Raw genomic sequence first — 17,034 nt, 5'->3', positions numbered from 1 at the left:
ATCACCGGGCGGGACCGTTGATTTGCTCCAGAAACGCCGCCGGTAACGCATCAATCACGGGCCGGGCGTCACCGGCCAGCTCCGGGTTCGGCGTCTCCGGTTCCTGACTCAGGGTCACAGGCGATTCGGACCAGTGCAACAGTTCCAGCCGACCGTTTTCCCGCTCCACCAGTGCGGTGCAGTGTTCCACCCAGTCGCCATCGTTACAGTAGAGACCCTCTTCGCTGCGCAGGAAGCCCGCCGAGTGGATATGGCCGCAGATAAAACCGTGATAGTGGCCTTTTTCCGCCGCGGTCAGCGCTGCCAACTCGAAACGGCGGATAAAGGTTCTGGCCTTGCCAATCCGGCTTTTGATCCAGGCCGCCAGCGACCAGTAGGGCTTGCCCTGTAATCGCCGCAGGGCGTTGAACCAGCGGTTCAGACGCAGCAACAACCCATGGGCGCGGTCTCCGACCAGCAGCATCAAAGGGCTGCAGCGCACCACCTGGTCAAACTGGTCGCCATGGCAGACCAGAAACTGACGGTCGTCGGCGGTGGTATGCACGGCCTTGTACTGCAATTCGATGCCGGAAAACGTCTGGCCACAGAAACGCCGGAAAAATTCATCGTGATTGCCCGGGATGTACACCACCCGGGTTCCCGTTGCGGCCAGCCCCAGCAGCTTGTGGATAACCTGTCGGTGGCTGTCTGGGAAATGAGCCCGTCGCTGCATGGCAATCAGGTCGACGATGTCGCCTACCAGGTAAAGTGTCTGGCACTGAATGTTATTCAGGAAATCCAGCAGATAGTCCGCCTGGCAATCGGCGGTACCCAGATGGACGTCGGATATGAATACGCTTCGATACTGTCGCATGGTGCCTCCGGTGAGAACAGGCCTGCTTTCAGGATCCTGACATCACCTTGGCAACACCCGGTGACACCGGGGTGACAGCACCAAGACAATTTGATGAAAGCGGAGCCGATGTGGCCGGCTCCGCTGGCTGCAACTACTGGCGAAGGGCAGGATTAAGCGTGTAGGTGCCGGTTACCCGGGCACTGGCCAGCACATGTCCGGCCATGGCCTGACGCACGTCGTTGCCGTCAAATTCACCCTCCAGGCCCAGGGTGTCCACATCCAGAGCATGCACTTCAAAGTGGTAGTGATGGATGATTTCATCATTCCAGGGCGGGCAGGGGCCGTCATAACCGGCATAGGTGCCGGCCATGTCCGGATTGCCGGCCAGAAACTGGGTGTAATTGTTCACACCACGGACACCAATCGGACCAGGTCCATAATCCTTGCCCTTGGGACTGACACCGTCGCTGTCTTCACCTTCCGGGATCCGCTTTGTGCCAGCGGGAATATCCACCAGCAGCCAATGGAAGAAATCGACGCGTGGCAGGTCGGCCGGCACGGTCTTGCCTTCCTGATTGACGTCGTCGGCGACGCTGGGCACATCCGGGTCAAACATCATTACCACAAAGCTTTTGGTGCCCTCCGGTGCACCATCCCAGACCAGCTCCGGATTCCGGTTGGGACCAAAGCTCATGTGGTCCTGCTCACTGAACACACCGAAGGCAAACTTTTCCGGTACCGGCTGGCCTTCCTCAACACCTCGAACCTGCAGTTTCACGTCGCTTTCTCCTGTCTGTTCTTCAAGTGGATGAGAAGTTTGTAGCAGCGCCAACGGCTCTGTGTCCAGCCCGACAATACTAACGATGGAGCCAATAGGTACTTGGGCTCAATTGTCTCGCTCCAACATCGGCGGTAGTATACGCCCCTGTATTAGCTCCCTAATCATAGACATTCAGGCCAGTGACGACAGCCAAGCGCTTTCATCCGAGAGCGTTTGGCTCTCATCACTTAAAGGTCTGAAACGTTATGGAAAACCTTCATCACATAGTCGTGGTCGGCGGCGGAGCCGGCGGTCTGGAACTGGTCACCAGTCTGGGCAACAAGCTTGGCAAAAAAGGCAAAGCCCGTATTTCCCTGGTCGACGCCGGTCTTACCCATGTTTGGAAACCCCTGCTGCATGAAGTGGCCTCCGGCTCGCTGGACGCCAGCGCCAACGAAATCAATTACCGCGCCCACGCCCGCAAGCACCATTACGAGTTTCAGCTCGGCCGCATGAGCGGTCTGGACCGGACCAATAAAGCGATCGTGATTGCCCCGTTCCGGGATGAAGAAGGCCAAGAAGTAGTGCCGGAACGGCGCCTTCATTACGACACCTTGGTGATTGCTGTTGGCAGCACCGCGAACGACTTCGGCACCCCCGGCGCACAGGACCACTGCCTGTTCCTGGACAGTCTGAAGCAGGCTCGCCGCTTTCATAACCTGATGCTCAATGCCTTCCTGCGCAAAAACCACGAAGCCCTTCAGGGCCAGCCCCATGCCCTGAACATCAGCATCATTGGTGCCGGAGCCACGGGCGTGGAACTGGCCGCCGAACTGAGACTGGCATCCCGCGAATTGCCCATCTACGGCATGAACCACCTCAAATCTTCCGATGTTTCCATCAGCGTGATCGAGGCGGCCGACCGCATATTGCCTGCGCTGCCCGGGCGCCTTTCCGCCGCAGCCACCCGGGAACTGGAACGCCAGAAGGTCAAGGTATTGACCGGACAACCTGTAAGCGAGGTGCGCGAGAACAGTCTGATCATGAAGGACGGCACTGAACTGCCCTCGGAAATGACCATCTGGGCCGCTGGCATCAAAGCACCGCCGTTCCTGGCGGAACTGGACGGCCTGGAGACCAATCGCGGCAATCAGCTGCTGGTGGAACAGACCCTGAAAACCACCAAAGATGCGGATATCTTCGCGTTTGGTGACTGCGCCGCCTGCCCGCAGCCGGAATCCGACCGGCCGGTGCCACCACGTGCCCAGGCCGCACACCAGCAGGCCGATGCCCTGTTCAAAACCCTCTGCAACCGGCTGGAAGGAAAAGAAGCCGTTCCCTTCGTGTACAACGACCATGGCTCACTGATCAACTTCAGCAAATACACCACCGTCGGCAACCTGATGGGTAACCTGTCCGGCCGCAGTATGTATATCGAAGGGAAAGTGGCCAGGCTGTTCTACGTGTCGCTATACCGGATGCACCAGGTGGCCTTGCACGGTTTCCTGCGAACCGGCGTGATCTGGCTGATGGACAAGATCAGTCGGGCCATGCAGCCACGGTTGAAGCTGCACTGATTCAGCCCCAGTAAAACATCCCGGACTGTTTCCCGAGGATGGTTGCGGCAATGTGCCGGTCGCTGGCTTTGTTGGCGAGGCCATAGCACACGTGCAAGGGCAGCAGGTGCTCTTCCCGGGGGTGACAGAACCGGGCATGGGGCGCTTGCTCCCAATCTGCCAGGCGCTTCGCCCGCTCCGGCTCCGACAGGGAGCTGTCGCCGCAGGTCTGTTCCAGCCAGTCCTCAAAGGCCAGGTTACGGGCCTGGATTTCCGGTGTCTGTGCAGCAAAGAAGGCCCGCATGTTGTGGAACGAGAAGCCGGAGCCAAGCACCAGCAGGTTATCGTAATCCAGTGCCTGCAATGCCCGGCCAATCGCAAGGTGCGTACTGGCGTCCAGAGTGTTGACCAGCGAAAGCTGAATGCAGGGAATCGTTGCGTCCGGATACATCAGTTTAAGCGGTACAAACGCGCCGTGATCCAGGCCCCGCTGGTCATCCAGACGGGGCTGGATGCCAGCCTGATCCAGCGCCTGGGCGACCTGCTGCGCCAACACCGGCTCACCCGGGCAGGGGTATTCGATCTTGTAGGCTTCCGAAGGAAAACCGTAATAATCGTAAATCAGCGACGGCGTAGTACCTGAGGTAATTGTCGGGATCGCCTCCTCCCAGTGGGCGCTGATTACCAGTATCGCAGAGGGTTTGCGCAGGTCAGCCGCTAGCTCTGTTAACCGGTCCACCATGTCCTGGTGCCCGGGATCTCCCAGCAGCGGCATGGGGCCGCCACCGTGGGAAACAAACAGTACATCGGTCGCTTTGCTCATGGCGTTCTCCCCGGTTCAGCTTTCTTTATGCAACAGATTATCGACAGCGAACCGGCCTGCGCCCTGAATCGCCAGAGCGACGGTGGCGGCAAACAGCGTGAGTGCATACTCGTAACCATTATTGGCCATAAACAAGCCATTACCGATATGCACCGCGAAAATGGCCACCAACATGGTAAAAGCCGCAACCACCGCCGCCGGACGTGTCAGTAGCCCGAGCACCAGTGCCAGACCGCCAAAGAATTCGGCACCACCTGCCAGCAAGGCCATCAGGTAGCCAGGCTCCAGGCCAATACTGGCCAGCCATTGTCCGGTACCTTCCAGCCCGTATCCGCCAAACCAGCCGAACAGTTTCTGGGCACCATGAGCGGCCAGGATCAGCCCCACCGGAACCCTCAGTACCAGTGCGGCAAAGCCACCATTGGATTGGAGTAATGCCTTTGTGAATTGAGCGTTCATATTCGTCACCTTAAGTCTTTCTCTGATTGGTTTATCCCGAAGCCCTGGCTTCAGGCTATGGGCTCACTTTACTATCACCAATCTCAAAGACTAAGATGACTCTTGTTGCTATATTATCGTCATTTTATTGATAATCATCAGCACAACTCAGATCAGGACACCGCCATGGATCGTATTGAAGCCATGCGCACCTTCGCGACAGTGGTCAACGAAGGCAGCTTCACCCGAGCCGCTGACCGCCTGGACACCTCGCCACAACTGGTCAGCAAATACGTGTCTCAGCTGGAGACGCACCTGGGCGTTCGGTTGCTGAACCGCACCACGCGCAGGCTCCACCTGACCGAAGCAGGCAGGCAATATTACCCGCGGGCCCAGCAGGTGCTCAGCGATATTGATGATCTGGAAAATCAGCTCGGCGACCTGCAAACCGAGGCCCAGGGCCTGCTGCGCATCAGTGCCCCGGTTTCTTTCGCCATTCGCCACATGCCGGCCCTGCTGACCGAGTTCCAGCGAATGCACCCCGCCGTGGGTATTGACCTGCAACTCAATGACCGGAAGGTCGACATAGTCGAGGAAGGCTTCGACATCGCGCTGCGCATCGGCCGCCTGCAAAGCTCTTCCCTGATCGCCAAGCGGGTGGCGCCGGTGCGGCTGGTGCTGTGTGCCTCTCCAGCTTATCTGGCACGATACGGCACCCCCGGCAAACCGGAAGACCTCCGGGACCATCAGTACCTGCGCTACAGCTACATGGACCCGGATTCCAACCATCCCCCGCAGAAGTGGCTCCAGGACAACCGCAGTGACAACCTGCAGGGAATGGTCAGCAACAACGGCGACGTGCTTGTCGAGGCAGCCATTGCCGGGGCCGGGATTGCCCTGCAACCGACCTTTATCGCGGGCCCCGCCATTCAGGAAGGCAAGTTAATGATCGTCCTGCCGGAACATGAACCGGAGCCGCTGGGGCTATACGCCGTCTACGCTCACCGCCAGTTACTGGCAAGCAAGGTCCGCAGCTTCATCGACTTCATCGACGGCTATTTTGGTGATCCGCCCTATTGGGACAGGTTTGAGTAGCTGCAATGCACCGTCAATCAAAAGACGCGCGGATATACACCGAGCACAACGTCATTGGACATTTTCAAGTTGTTGGAAAGCGGATATTTAAGGAGATTCTGAGATATTTGCGGGGATCAACCTGGAGCGGGCGATGGGAATCGAACCCACGTCGTAGGCTTGGGAAGCCTCTGCTCTACCATTGAGCTACGCCCGCCTGCATAATGATTGCCACAGCAATATAAGCCCGGGCCCTGCGTTCGGGCAAGCCCCTTTGGTCTGGAGTCTGATGGATCCCACACTTACCCTGATTGGCGCCTTGATGCTGGTGATCAGCATCGTTCTCAGCCCGCTTTCCAGCCGCGTTGGCATGCCCGTGCTGCTGATCTTCCTGGTCGTGGGCATGATGATGGGGGAGGACGGCCCGGGTGGTATCGAATTCGACAACTTCGAGCTGGCCTTCCTGATCGCCAATCTGGCGCTGGGTGTGATTCTGCTGGATGGCGGCATGCGTACCCGGGTGGAAACGTTCCGGGTAGGTCTGCGGCCGGCACTGGTACTGGCCACCCTTGGCGTTGGCCTGACCGCCGGTGGCGCCGCACTGGTTGCCTGGTGGGTGTTCGACCTGCACTGGCTGATGGCTTTGTTGGTCGGCGCCATTATTTCCTCCACCGATGCCGCCGCCGTCTTCTCACTGCTCCAGGGCCGGGGCCTGCATCTGAACGAGCGGGTCAGCGCCACGCTGGAAATCGAATCCGGCAGTAACGACCCCATGGCCATTTTCCTGACTCTGCTGCTGGTTACCCTGATTGGCAGTTACGAAGAGGGGGCATTGGCCAAAGGCCTGATGATGCTGGTACAGCAGTTCGGCATCGGCACGGTGGCCGGCCTCCTTGGTGGCTTTGCCGTGGTTCAGCTGGTCAACCGGATACGACTGACCCCGTCGCTTTACCCGCTGCTGGTAGCCGCTGCCGGCATCGCCGTGTTCTCCGCAACCAACGCCATCGGCGGCAGTGGCTTTCTGGCGATTTACCTCACCGGGGTGGTGATTGGTAACCGGCATGTTCGGATGATGCCGATGATTCTTCAGGTGCATGATGGCCTGGCCTGGCTGGCACAGCTTTGCCTGTTCCTGATGCTGGGCCTGCTGGTTAATCCATCGGATCTGGTGCCGCTGGCCGGTGGCGGTCTGATTCTGGCACTGGCGCTGATTTTCGTGATCCGGCCGGCCACCGTGCTACTCACGCTTTGGCCTTTCGCGTTCAATCGGCGGGAGTTGGGGTTTATCAGTTGGGTGGGCCTGCGTGGCGCAGTGCCGATCGTGCTCGCCCTGTTTCCGATTATTGCAGACCTTCCGGATGCCCAACTGGTGTTCCATGCCGCCTTCTTTATTGTGCTGGTATCGCTGCTGGTACAGGGCACCACCATGGCACCATTGGCGCGCAAACTGAAACTGGAGGTGCCTGCAGGGGAAGATCCGTACCGCAGGCTACCTCTGGATGTGCCTGCCGCAGGTGATCACGAACTGATGCTGTTTCCGCTGCGCGGCAAGAATTGGGAAAGCCCCCGGGCCCTCGGCCAGCTCAGGCTACCCGACAATACCGCCGTTGCCGGTATCTTCCGGGATCGCAAATGCCTGCAACCGACCCGGGAACTGGAAGTTGCCTCAGGCGATGTGGTGGCCATGTTTGCCACGCCAGCCTTGCTGCCGGATCTTGGCAAGGCCCTTAGCGGCAGGCAGGCGCCGAAGCATCTGGCAGAACGGGCATTCTTCGGGGATTTTGTGCTCAATGGCGATGCCCTGCTGGGGGATGTTGAACAGGTGTACGGCATCGAATTTGACGAGCTGCCGCCCGAACTCTCCCTGGCTGAGTGTTTTGCCAGGCGTACCAAGGGCCACCCGGTGGTTGGTGACAAGGTTGTGCTGGGGCCCGTTACCCTGGTCGCCAGGGCCACCGACGCTGACCGGGTGACCAAAGTAGGCATGAAAATGGATTCCTGAATGGGATCCCGGTCAAGAAAAGCCAAACTCTGTAACAGAACCCCTTATCACCCCGTTACCAGGCTATGGTATAAACAGCATGAACAAAGTTTAACCATTTACCGATTTGTGCGAGTTTCATGATTGTTCGAGTTCTACTGACCATCGCCCTGATTGCCTCCCCTCTGATGGCGTCAACCTCTGAGCTTCTGGCCCGGGCCGACACCCGCATGATGCCGAGCCCACCGGAACCGGCGTTAATGGAAGGCCTGCTGGAGATTACCCAGGTACTGGTCAACAAAGGAGAACGTCGCCTTTACCTGCTCAGCGGTGATGAAACCGTACGCCAGTACCGGATCTCCCTCGGCGACAATCCCGTCGGCCACAAGCTGTACGAGGGGGATGAACGCACACCCGAGGGTGACTATGTACTGGACTGGCGCAATGCCAGCAGCGACTTCTATAAATCCATCCACATTTCCTACCCCAGCCCCCGCGACCGGGAACTGGCTGAAGCCTGGGGTCTTGATCCCGGCGGCAGCATCATGATCCATGGCCTGCCCAACAATGCCGGCGACATGGCCTTTGCCTACACCGGGCTGGACTGGACCAATGGCTGCATTGCAGTGAGCAACGAAGCCATGGATGAAATCTGGCAACTGGTCCAGAATGGAACCCCCATCCGCATCGTTCCGTGATTCGTTCTGCTTGGTGACAACGCCATGAAAGCCGGATTAAGTTGTTGTCATAAGCTAAGAAAATTTACGTATCCTTAGTTAACATTTTGTCTCTGAGTGTTTTACACTGTTTAACGACTCCGGTAGTCACTGCCTATCGGGCCTAGCAGAAGGGAGCTGTCTGACCGGCTTCCGGATCACAGGAAATAAAACGACCAATAAGGGGATTTACAATGCGTAAACTGACGATCGCCGGGTTTGCACTGGCTACTGCTCTGACTGCAGGTTGTGCCACTACTGAACAAGCTGCTATCGACGAAGCAAATGCAACTGCCAGCTCCGCTGAGCAGACTGCCAACAACGCCCTGAACACAGCTAACAGCGCCGCCAGCAGTGCACGCACTGCCCAGCAGACTGCTGAAGAAGCTCTGGCTGCAGCCCGTGCTGCCCAGAAAGCTGCTGACGAAGCAAACGAGCGCGCCAAGCGTATGCTCGAGCGTGCCAGCCAGAAGTAAGGCTGTCAGCTAGCAAAAAAGGCCGGTTAATCCGGCCTTTTTTGTGGCTGTCTGCCCCCCCGGCTTTACTGGTCTGGTTTGTCCGGCCCTTTGTTAGCCGACTGGTTGTCCAGGAAGTTCTTGATCATATCCATCGGCAGTGGGAAAACAATGGTCGATGAGTTGGTGTTGCTCATATCCGCCAAGGTCTGCAGATAACGCAACTGCATAGCCCCCGAGTTCGCCGACATGACTTCTGCTGCCTCCACCAGTTTCTTCGACGCCTGAAGCTCGCCTTCAGCGTGGATAACCTTGGCCCGGCGCTCCCGCTCGGCTTCCGCCTGACGGGCGATGGCGCGGATCATGGATTCGTTCAGATCCACATGCTTGATTTCCACATTCGCCACCTTGATACCCCATTCTTCGGTCTGGGCATCAATGATCTCCTGAATGTCGGCGTTCAGCTTGTCCCGTTCGGATAACATCTCGTCCAGGTCGTGCTTGCCCAGTACAGATCGCAGTGTCGTCTGGGCCAACTGGCTGGTAGCGGCACCATAATCTTCAACCCGGATGATGGCTTTTTCCGGATCCACCACCCGGAAGTACAGCACCGCATTTACCCGCACGGTAACGTTGTCTTTGGAGATCACGTCCTGGCTGGGGACATCCAGGGTGATCACCCGAAGGTCAACTCGCACTATCTGCTGGATACCGGGAATGACGATGATCAGTCCCGGGCCTTTCACGCCCTGGAACCGACCCAGAAAGAAGACCACGCCACGCTCGTATTCCGGCAGGATCTTGATTGCTGACCCCAGGATCAGCAGCAGCACCACCGTCGGTGCAATATAGGGAATAATGTCACCGAGATTCATACGGCCTCCTTGATTTGCCGTTGATGTTTAATCTGTGCGCTCTGCCGGTTCGTCGTTGCCGGGCTCCACCAGCAGAGTCAGGCCGTCCATACCATTTACCCGCACTTGCGATCGGGCGGCAATGGCCACCTGACTCCGGGCGTTCCAGCGTTCGCCGCTGACCCGTACATGGCCCGCGTAGGCATCATACGTGGGGACAAAATCATCCAGTGCCATACCGTGCTCGTGGACCAGCTGCTCACTACCCGAGACCGGGTGGCGCCGCCGAAGACCGATGAACCGGGTAACGGTCCAGAGAATAAAGCCCCCAGCCACCACCGCCGTGCCACCAATCGTGGGCAGCGAAATCTCCTGATGGCTGCCGTCCATCAGGATGACGGAGCCAGTGACAAACGCCACGATGCCACCGATGCCGAGGATGCCGAAACTGGGCACAAACGCCTCGCCGACAATGAAGGCCAGCCCCAACAGGATCAGCGCCAGGCCCGCGTAATTCACCGACAATACCTGGAAGGCGAACAGGGCCAGAATCAGACTGATTGCGCCAATCACCCCAGGCACTACGGCGCCGGGATTGGCCAGTTCGAAAAGAATGCCGTAAAAACCGATGATCATCAGAAAATAGGCCACATTCGGGTCAGTAATCACCGACAGCAGTTTGGTGCGCCAGTCCGGCTCGGCCCGCACCAATTCCAGTTGCGCGGTTTCCAGTACCCGATCACCGGCGGCCATGCGCACAGTGCGACCATCAATTTCGCTTAACAACGCCCGGAGGTTCGGCACCACCACGTTCACCACGTTACGCTCAAGGGCTTCGGTAGCCCCGAGATTGACCGCCTCCCGAACCGCCTCTTCCGCCCAGTCGGCATTACGACCGTGGCGCTCTGCCAGGCCGCGGATGTAGCTCACGGCATCTTCCAGTACCTTGCGCTCCATAGCAGTGTTGCCACGACGTTTGTCGGCCGATTCGCTCTGGTCGGTGTCCTCCGAAGATTCTTCAGGGGCAGATTCAGAAGGGGACTCAGGTTCTGTGGAGCCGGGCAGGCCACCCATTTGCACGGGTGTGGCTGAGCCAAGGTTGGTGGCCGGAGCCATGGCGGCAATGTGGCTGCCGTAGAGGATATAGGTACCGGCACTGGCCGCCCGGGCACCCTGGGGTGAAACGTAGGTCGCCACCGGCACATCGGAAGCGAGAATGGTCTTGATGATTTCCCGCATGGAATCCATCAAACCGCCCGGGGTGTCCATTTCAATCACCACCAGGCCGGCGCTTTCCCGCTCCGCCCGGCGAATACCGCGGGTCACATAATCCATGGTGGCCGGGCCAATCGCACCTTCAACCGAAAGCACCAGGGCCTGACGGGGCGATTCCTGTTGCGCAAAGACTTTCAGGGAAAGACTGAACAGGGCCAGCAAGGCTCCGGCTACAAACACCAGCGCCCAGAGCTTTACTCTGGGGGTGAGTGTCGATGTCCTGAAGTGGCTTGCACGCATCTCAACCTCCCACGGGAGTGATCAGAACAGCTTTGCCAGAACCGACTCCGGTAACCGCCTTAGCACAAAACCGATCGGGGCCCAGGGCCAGGCGGGCACAAAATGCTCGGCTTTTCCGGCTTCTATGGCTTTCACCATAGCACGACAGCCGGTTTGTGCGTCGACGATGAACGGTGTGTTTTTCACCTTCTCATTGATTTCAGTGCGAATATAGCCCGGATACAGGGTAGTCACACGGATCGGGGACCGGCGTTTTTTCAACTCGATGCGCAGTCCTTCACAGAGTGCTGCCAACCCGGCCTTGGTGGCGGCATAGGTGGTAACGTTGCCCGGCATACCGCGCACTGCCGTTACCGATGATACGGCCACCAGGTGGCCCCGGTTCTGTTCCCTGAAAATTTCCATCGCCGCTTCAATCTGGGCGAGGGCGGCGACAAAGTTGGTTTCTGCGGTCTGCCGGTTAGCATCAAAGCGCCCGGTTCCGAGTGGCTGGCCCTTACCGATACCGGCATTCACAATAATCCGGTCCAGTGCTCCAAAGTGCGCCTGAAAAGCCCGGAACACCTCCTGCACCTGAACATGATCATTCACGTCGAGTGCCATCACCTGAATCCGGATACCCGGATACTGCTGTTCAAGCTCCGCTTTCAGCACCTCGAGCCGCTCAGTTCTTCGGGCGCAGAGCGCCAGGTTATCTCCGCGGGCGGCAAACTCTCGGGCCATGCCCTCGCCAAGGCCAGAACTGGCGCCGGTGATCAGAATGCTCCTGCTCATTGCGGTGTTCCTTTACCAGGGGGACTAGAAATACAGGGTCTGTTCCGGATTGCCCTGTTTCTCGGATTCTGCCGGTTCAACCGAATCCTCGGATGCCATCCGGGTCAGCTTCTCGCCGATCATGGTGGGCAGACCATCGGCCTGATCCACCGCCAGCTCAATGGAACGGCGGCGAAGATCCACATCCGGATGCTGCTGGCGGAAGCTCTCTACTTTTTCAAATACCTGAGCCCACAAGCGCTCCCGGTCGCGGGCCGAATAGTCCTCATGGGGCCGATGCACTTCCAGCCACACCTCACCACCGGCCATACCGATCTTGACCGGCTCACGAATCACCTGAACCGGCGTGCCTTTCTCCACCTGATAGACAAACCGTGAAATATCTTCGTTGTACATGCGGAAACAGCCGTGACTGACCGGCATACCGACACCGAACTGTTTGTTGGTGCCGTGAATGAGATAGCCTTTCTCACTCAGCATGAGGGCATGGGTACCCAGGGGATTGCCCGGGCCTGGCGGGATCATTTTCGGCAGATAGTCTCCCGACGCCTCATATTCGGCACGAATGCTCGCTGGCGGGTACCAGGCCGGGGACTCCAGTGGCATGGTTACTTTGGCATTGGTCAGCGGCGACGGGTTTTCCTCAGTGCCCACACCAACCGGGTACACCTGCACCCCGCCATCAGGTGTAAAGTAATACAGCCGGTATTCAGCCAGATTAATCACGATGCCCTCGCGCTCAACATCGGGCAACACATACATGCGGGGCAGAGTGATCATGGTGCCTTCGCCCGGCAGCCAGGGATCAATACCGGGATTGGCCTTCACCAACTCCAGGTACCCCAGGGCCAACTTGTTACCAATGCCGGCAAAGGTGTCCTCATAGACGGTATTGAACACCTGCAGCTCTCCCGCCAGGTCACCGTCGGGCTGAAAGGTAGGAACCCGCGGGGAGCGGTCCGGCGCCCGTTCTGATGCCTCCGGCCCGTTTGTGTCCCGGGCGGCCTGCACTGAGGAAAACGGCCACAGCAGACTGACACCAATGACAACAAGCAACCAGCTTTTCCACCGCATAAGATTGGGTTCCCGTAACAACATTTCTCACACTCAATGACCGGCGTCCGGCTCAGGAGTTCATTACCGTGGCCCAGACCGTCACCACGGCCAGGGCCACAAACAGAATACTCGCACTGATTCGCGCCATGGCCAGCGGCAGGCGTTCCATCAGCCAGCGACCCGCCATGATAACCGGCACATTGGCCAACAGCATACCCACCGTTGTACCCATGATAACCCAGAACGTGTCGGTATACCGTGCGGCCAGGACCACCGTGGCAATCTGGGTTTTATCACCAATTTCCGCCAGGAAGAACATGATGGTCGTGGCCATGAAGGCACCCATACCCAGGAATTTCGAGTCCTCCGAATCATCCTTGTCTGGAATCAACAGCCACAGGGCAATGGCAACAAAGCTGACGGCCAGGATCCAGGGCAGCCAGGCCTCCGGAATCCATTGCGCAACCCAGGCGCCCAGCCAGGCGGACAGGGCATGGTTAAGCACGGTAGCAATCAGAATCCCGAGGATGATAGGGGTACGTTTGGCGTATCTGGCAACCAGAAAGAGAGACAACAGCTGGGTTTTATCGCCAATTTCAGCGATGGCAACGGCAAGCGTCGAAGCGAGAAAAGCATCCATTCAGCAGAACCTCAGGGCGGAGACAATTCAGACATGAGACAGCCCACCTTCCGCCCATTGGAGGTGATCTGCCTCAGGTCTTGCCAATTCCTGTTCAGGAACACGATGGCCATGCAGATTGAGCTGCAAGTATGTTGACCACCGTCTGCCCCGGATCACCGGTGCAGAGGCTACTCCCCCGAAGGTGCGGCCATAGTAATGAATAGCGGCAAACAAGGCAACTCCCGGCCTCAGGCCCGCATTTTCCAGATCGGCACCGCCGCCAGCGCCACGCATACCGCAACCAGCCACCAGGCCGAGGCAAAGGCTGAAACGGTTGGCAGCCCGCCTTCGTGTTCGCCGAACTCGATGGTGAGGGCAACGATATTCACTCCGAGCGCACCACCCAGCTGACGGGCGAAATTGATCGTACTGGAACCTGCACCCAGCTGTTCCGGCGCGAGCGGGTTCAGAGCTCCCGTCGACAGCGCCGGCAACATAAAGCCTATACCGATTCGGCCCACAACTGCCCACAATGCCAGCCAGACAAACCCGACCAGCGCCCCGGTAGCGGCAAACAACACCGCCGAACAGGCAAACATGGCAATGCCAAACAACACCAGCCCACGGGCACTGCGTTTGTCGGCAAGCCGGCCGGCGACGGGGAACACCATGCCCAGTACGACGCCTGCGGGTAACATCAGCAAGCCCGCTTCTGTGGCCGAGAAGCCCAGCGAAGTCTGCACAAATAACGGGATCAGATAGGTAGAGCCGAACAGCGCCAGACCCAGTGCCATGGCGCCCAGGGTTGCGTACAGAAACACCGGCTCTCGCAGTAACGCCAATCGGACAAGCGGATGGGCGGCACGACGTTCACGTACGATAAATCCAATAATCAGAATCGCAGCCAACGCGCCCTGCCAGGCAATACGCACAGAGTCTCCGGGCCAGTCCTGCAGACGGTTAAGCGTTTCCAGGGTGACAGCAACCGCGGCCCCCAGCAGAACCATACCGGACAGATCGAACATGTAGGGAGCCGGACGGGACCGTGGTGACGGCAGAAAGCGCAAGGCCATCCACACACCCAGCAGGGTGACCGGAGCCGGGGCAAACATCACCCAGCGCCAGTGGAACTGATCCACCAGAAAACCACCGAGGACCGGGCCCAGAGCCGGCGCGAGAATCACACCCATGCCATAGATGCCCATGGCGCGGCCGCGCTGGTCCGCCGGAAAAATCCGGAACACCAGATACATGCCCATGGGCTGCATCAACCCGGCCATGGCCCCTTGCCCAATCCGGGCGGCAATCAACAATTCTGGCGTGGGCGCCAAGCCACCGGCGAGGGAAATCAGCGTGAACATGGCCATGGCGGCACTGAGGGTCTTGCGGACTCCGAAGCGGTCCAGCAGCCAGGCCGAAGCCAGCATGGTGGTGGTCATGGCGGCAATGAAGCCGGTCGCCAGCCAGTGAACCTGGCCCTGCCGGATACCGAACTCCAACATGATGTCGTGCAGTGCAACGTTGACCACCGTGGCACTGAGCACCGTGGCCATGGTGCCGAGCACAACGGTAAGCACCGCCAGCCAGCGCCAGCGGTCACCATATCGGGCCCGCAGGCCCTCTACGGATTGATCAGCCAAGGCTCACTTCTGCTTCTCGGCATTTTCCATGATTTTGTGGAAAACCTTGAGCGATGACTCAATGTCTTTATCGGAAATGCCTTCAAGCATCTCTTCACGGAGTGTGGCCGCACGCTCTGACAATTCATCCATGAACTCGACACCGGCCTTGGTCAGGTGCAGGCGACGGGCGCGACGATCGTTAGGGCACGGGCGTCGCTCAATCAATCCCTGTTGCTCCAGACTGTCCAGCAAACGTACCAGCGTCGGGTTCTCAATGGCCATCAGGCTGGCCAGTTCGCGCTGGGTCAGGCCTTCACCACCTTGCTGCAGGTACACCATGGTGCTCCAGCGAGCCTGGGTAACGCCCAGGTCCTTCAGGCGCTCGTCCAGCATTTTGCGCCAGCGGCGGGTAACCCGGGCAACGGCAAACGGAAACTGATCTCTCATGGTTCAATACTCCTGATGGTGATCCGGCATGGGACAAGCAAACGCCACCCCGAAAACCGACAAAAGACTTACCTTATTGGAAATTCACCAATAGTATGCTAACCATTGAAATAAAAACAGATGTGAAAGTAAAAATATAATTGGGGAAAACCGAAAGCTGCGTCAACCGGCCTGACGCAGCTCCTCCTGCATTTCTTCCACTTCCGGTGATTCGTGGAACTCGGTGTTCCGGGGATCCATCTCGGTCAGCACCGGTGAGGTTTCCGGCATGGCCGGAACGAAATGCTCCTGCTCTTCCACCGGAACATCTTCGGTGTGGCTGATGCGGTAGCTGGTAATCACCGCCAACACCAGAAGGAACCCCGCATTGCCATAGAACAGGCCAGCCGGACCCAACAGGCTGATCAGCTCTGCCATGGCAATGGGGCCGATGACACTGCCAATACCGTAACTCAGCAGCAAGGTCGCACTGGCCGAGACTATCCGGTTGCTGTCCATACGGTCGTTGGTGATCGCCACGGCAATCGGATAGATAGTGGCCGACAGGCCGGTGAACAGCCCTACCAGAAGCGTGAGTAAGGCCAGGTTACCGGCGCCAAGCACCGCCACACCGCCCGCGGAAGCCGACGCGGCCACCGCCACCCAGAACATGACCCTGCGCCGGTCAAAACGGTCGCACAGCCGTCCCAGCGGCCAGGCCAGAAGCATGGCCGCCACAATCGCGCTGGCCATAAAGGTAGAGGTGCGCGCCACATCCAGGCCAACCAGCGTGGCGTAAACCGGCCCAAGGGCATAGAAGCCACCGATCATCACCCCACAGATCAGCGCCCCGGCAACGCCCGAAAACGATTCGCGCGCCAGCTTGAACACCGACATGCGGCTGGCCTGTTCAATAACCGGCGCCTCCATCCGGGTCAAAGACAACGGAATCAATGCCAGCGTCAGCAACATGGCCGCCAGCGAGAACGGCAGGAAGTTGGCCGGGTCACCGACATTGACAATCAACTGGCCGCCGGCGGCAGAAAGATAGAAGACAATCTGATAGACCGCGAAGAGTGCGCCGCGATTCGCGTTGGTGGCCCGACTGGAAAACCAGCTCTCAATGACCACCAGCACCCCGGCAATGCTGAAGCCGGACAGCACCCGCAGCACGGCCCAGAACACCATGGAAATAGCCATCGGATACATCAGTGCGGTGACCGCCGCCATGGCTGCGAACACCGCAAAGGCACGGATGTGACCCACCCGGCCAATAATCTTGTGCACATACAAGGTGCCAAGCACAAAACCGATGGAGTAACACACCAGCACCCAGCCGATCACATCTGGCGAAATCTCTTCAATACTCAGGCGAATGCCCAACAGAGTCATCAGAAAGGCGTTGCCACTGACCAGAAGGACAATACTGAGTATCAGCGCTGATAAAGACGCAACCATTCGGGTCATCGGAATTCTGCCTGTCGCGATTACAGTGGGTAACAAAAAGAAAAGATAGCAACATTATAG

At 58.6% G+C, this 17,034-nt stretch carries 17 protein-coding genes and 1 tRNA gene; 5 read left to right on the top strand and 13 right to left on the bottom strand.

The features are described 5' to 3' along the window. Nucleotide 1: 1 nt before the first annotated feature. Nucleotides 2–853: a UDP-2,3-diacylglucosamine diphosphatase gene (locus OZ656_RS00600; RefSeq protein ID WP_206854141.1), complete on the bottom strand. Its 852-nt coding sequence runs from the start codon at nucleotides 851–853 to the stop codon at nucleotides 2–4. 133 nt (nucleotides 854–986) lie between these two features. Beyond that, nucleotides 987–1,613 (bottom strand): YbhB/YbcL family Raf kinase inhibitor-like protein, encoded by a 627-nt coding sequence (locus tag OZ656_RS00595; RefSeq protein WP_121208084.1) that lies wholly within the window; start codon nucleotides 1,611–1,613, stop codon nucleotides 987–989. 248 nt (nucleotides 1,614–1,861) lie between these two features. Between OZ656_RS00595 and OZ656_RS00590 the strand changes: the two genes are divergently transcribed. Next, a complete protein-coding gene (locus OZ656_RS00590) occupies nucleotides 1,862–3,172 on the top strand; it encodes an NAD(P)/FAD-dependent oxidoreductase (RefSeq protein ID WP_014420117.1) in 1,311 nt (436 codons plus the stop codon). Nucleotide 3,173: 1 nt separating this feature from the next. Here OZ656_RS00590 and OZ656_RS00585 read toward each other — a convergent pair whose 3' ends face one another. Together OZ656_RS00585 and OZ656_RS00580 are read right to left on the bottom strand one after the other, a co-directional pair. After that, nucleotides 3,174–3,974 (bottom strand): class III extradiol ring-cleavage dioxygenase, encoded by an 801-nt coding sequence (locus OZ656_RS00585; RefSeq protein WP_278351367.1) that lies wholly within the window; start codon nucleotides 3,972–3,974, stop codon nucleotides 3,174–3,176. A gap of 15 nt (nucleotides 3,975–3,989) precedes the next feature. Further along, the gene (locus OZ656_RS00580; RefSeq protein WP_153739739.1) at nucleotides 3,990–4,433 is read right to left on the bottom strand and encodes a DoxX family protein; all 444 of its coding nucleotides are present in this window, start codon (nucleotides 4,431–4,433) and stop codon (nucleotides 3,990–3,992) included. A 165-nt stretch (nucleotides 4,434–4,598) separates the two neighbouring features. Between OZ656_RS00580 and OZ656_RS00575 the strand changes: the two genes are divergently transcribed. Continuing rightward, nucleotides 4,599–5,507, top strand: a complete 909-nt coding sequence (locus OZ656_RS00575; protein WP_278351368.1) for a LysR family transcriptional regulator — start codon at nucleotides 4,599–4,601, stop codon at nucleotides 5,505–5,507. A gap of 122 nt (nucleotides 5,508–5,629) precedes the next feature. On the opposite strand, the gene OZ656_RS00570 is transcribed toward OZ656_RS00575, so the two are convergent. Further along, nucleotides 5,630–5,703, bottom strand: a tRNA-Gly gene (locus tag OZ656_RS00570). A 72-nt stretch (nucleotides 5,704–5,775) separates the two neighbouring features. Here OZ656_RS00570 and OZ656_RS00565 point away from each other — a divergent pair. The 3 genes from OZ656_RS00565 (at nucleotide 5,776) to OZ656_RS00555 (ending at nucleotide 8,659) form a co-directional block, all read left to right on the top strand. Further along, nucleotides 5,776–7,488: a potassium/proton antiporter gene (locus OZ656_RS00565; protein ID WP_011783702.1), complete on the top strand. Its 1,713-nt coding sequence runs from the start codon at nucleotides 5,776–5,778 to the stop codon at nucleotides 7,486–7,488. Between the two features lie 119 nt (nucleotides 7,489–7,607). Next, nucleotides 7,608–8,165: a murein L,D-transpeptidase family protein gene (locus OZ656_RS00560; RefSeq protein ID WP_153739736.1), complete on the top strand. Its 558-nt coding sequence runs from the start codon at nucleotides 7,608–7,610 to the stop codon at nucleotides 8,163–8,165. A 212-nt stretch (nucleotides 8,166–8,377) separates the two neighbouring features. After that, nucleotides 8,378–8,659 carry an Lpp/OprI family alanine-zipper lipoprotein gene (locus OZ656_RS00555; RefSeq protein WP_011783700.1) on the top strand — a complete coding sequence of 94 codons (282 nt, stop codon included), beginning with the start codon at nucleotides 8,378–8,380 and terminating at the stop codon, nucleotides 8,657–8,659. Between the two features lie 65 nt (nucleotides 8,660–8,724). On the opposite strand, the gene OZ656_RS00550 is transcribed toward OZ656_RS00555, so the two are convergent. The 8 genes from OZ656_RS00550 to OZ656_RS00515 all read right to left on the bottom strand — a co-directional run bounded on the left by OZ656_RS00550 (nucleotide 8,725) and on the right by OZ656_RS00515 (nucleotide 16,974). Further along, nucleotides 8,725–9,513, bottom strand: a complete 789-nt coding sequence (locus OZ656_RS00550; protein ID WP_153739735.1) for a slipin family protein — start codon at nucleotides 9,511–9,513, stop codon at nucleotides 8,725–8,727. Between the two features lie 27 nt (nucleotides 9,514–9,540). Further along, a complete protein-coding gene (locus OZ656_RS00545; RefSeq protein ID WP_379944883.1) occupies nucleotides 9,541–11,007 on the bottom strand; it encodes a nodulation protein NfeD in 1,467 nt (488 codons plus the stop codon). Between the two features lie 21 nt (nucleotides 11,008–11,028). Then, nucleotides 11,029–11,781 (bottom strand): SDR family oxidoreductase, encoded by a 753-nt coding sequence (locus OZ656_RS00540; RefSeq protein ID WP_041654424.1) that lies wholly within the window; start codon nucleotides 11,779–11,781, stop codon nucleotides 11,029–11,031. A 24-nt stretch (nucleotides 11,782–11,805) separates the two neighbouring features. After that, a complete protein-coding gene (locus OZ656_RS00535) occupies nucleotides 11,806–12,855 on the bottom strand; it encodes a L,D-transpeptidase family protein (RefSeq protein ID WP_153739733.1) in 1,050 nt (349 codons plus the stop codon). A gap of 52 nt (nucleotides 12,856–12,907) precedes the next feature. After that, nucleotides 12,908–13,477 (bottom strand): TMEM165/GDT1 family protein, encoded by a 570-nt coding sequence (locus OZ656_RS00530; protein WP_011783695.1) that lies wholly within the window; start codon nucleotides 13,475–13,477, stop codon nucleotides 12,908–12,910. A 230-nt stretch (nucleotides 13,478–13,707) separates the two neighbouring features. Beyond that, on the bottom strand, nucleotides 13,708–15,099 hold the full coding sequence (locus OZ656_RS00525) for a DHA2 family efflux MFS transporter permease subunit (protein WP_278351372.1): 1,392 nt from the start codon (nucleotides 15,097–15,099) through the stop codon (nucleotides 13,708–13,710). Between the two features lie 3 nt (nucleotides 15,100–15,102). Beyond that, nucleotides 15,103–15,528 carry a MarR family transcriptional regulator gene (locus OZ656_RS00520; RefSeq protein WP_278351373.1) on the bottom strand — a complete coding sequence of 142 codons (426 nt, stop codon included), beginning with the start codon at nucleotides 15,526–15,528 and terminating at the stop codon, nucleotides 15,103–15,105. Between the two features lie 162 nt (nucleotides 15,529–15,690). Next, nucleotides 15,691–16,974, bottom strand: a complete 1,284-nt coding sequence (locus tag OZ656_RS00515) for an MFS transporter (protein ID WP_278351374.1) — start codon at nucleotides 16,972–16,974, stop codon at nucleotides 15,691–15,693. Between the last annotated feature and the right edge of the window lie 60 nt (nucleotides 16,975–17,034).

Source organism: Marinobacter sp. LM1, assembly GCF_042763285.1.
Lineage (GTDB): Bacteria > Pseudomonadota > Gammaproteobacteria > Pseudomonadales > Oleiphilaceae > Marinobacter > Marinobacter nauticus.
Note: the sequence above shows the minus strand (reverse complement) of the source record. Positions and strands in the feature narration are given on the sequence as shown.

Excerpts from the sequence above, each read along its gene's own strand:
- OZ656_RS00530 (WP_011783695.1), bottom strand. The coding sequence starts at position 13,477 with ATGGATGCTTTTCTCGCTTCGACGCTTGCCGTTGCCATCGCTGAAATT.
- OZ656_RS00590 (WP_014420117.1), top strand. The coding sequence starts at position 1,862 with ATGGAAAACCTTCATCACATAGTCGTGGTCGGCGGCGGAGCCGGCGGT.
- OZ656_RS00600 (WP_206854141.1), bottom strand. The coding sequence starts at position 853 with ATGCGACAGTATCGAAGCGTATTCATATCCGACGTCCATCTGGGTACC.
- OZ656_RS00575 (WP_278351368.1), top strand. The coding sequence starts at position 4,599 with ATGGATCGTATTGAAGCCATGCGCACCTTCGCGACAGTGGTCAACGAA.
- OZ656_RS00550 (WP_153739735.1), bottom strand. The coding sequence starts at position 9,513 with ATGAATCTCGGTGACATTATTCCCTATATTGCACCGACGGTGGTGCTG.
- OZ656_RS00545 (WP_379944883.1), bottom strand. The coding sequence starts at position 11,007 with ATGCGTGCAAGCCACTTCAGGACATCGACACTCACCCCCAGAGTAAAG.
- OZ656_RS00580 (WP_153739739.1), bottom strand. The coding sequence starts at position 4,433 with ATGAACGCTCAATTCACAAAGGCATTACTCCAATCCAATGGTGGCTTT.
- OZ656_RS00540 (WP_041654424.1), bottom strand. The coding sequence starts at position 11,781 with ATGAGCAGGAGCATTCTGATCACCGGCGCCAGTTCTGGCCTTGGCGAG.
- OZ656_RS00555 (WP_011783700.1), top strand. The coding sequence starts at position 8,378 with ATGCGTAAACTGACGATCGCCGGGTTTGCACTGGCTACTGCTCTGACT.
- OZ656_RS00520 (WP_278351373.1), bottom strand. The coding sequence starts at position 15,528 with ATGAGAGATCAGTTTCCGTTTGCCGTTGCCCGGGTTACCCGCCGCTGG.
- OZ656_RS00535 (WP_153739733.1), bottom strand. The coding sequence starts at position 12,855 with ATGCGGTGGAAAAGCTGGTTGCTTGTTGTCATTGGTGTCAGTCTGCTG.
- OZ656_RS00515 (WP_278351374.1), bottom strand. The coding sequence starts at position 16,974 with ATGACCCGAATGGTTGCGTCTTTATCAGCGCTGATACTCAGTATTGTC.
- OZ656_RS00565 (WP_011783702.1), top strand. The coding sequence starts at position 5,776 with ATGGATCCCACACTTACCCTGATTGGCGCCTTGATGCTGGTGATCAGC.
- OZ656_RS00560 (WP_153739736.1), top strand. The coding sequence starts at position 7,608 with ATGATTGTTCGAGTTCTACTGACCATCGCCCTGATTGCCTCCCCTCTG.
- OZ656_RS00585 (WP_278351367.1), bottom strand. The coding sequence starts at position 3,974 with ATGAGCAAAGCGACCGATGTACTGTTTGTTTCCCACGGTGGCGGCCCC.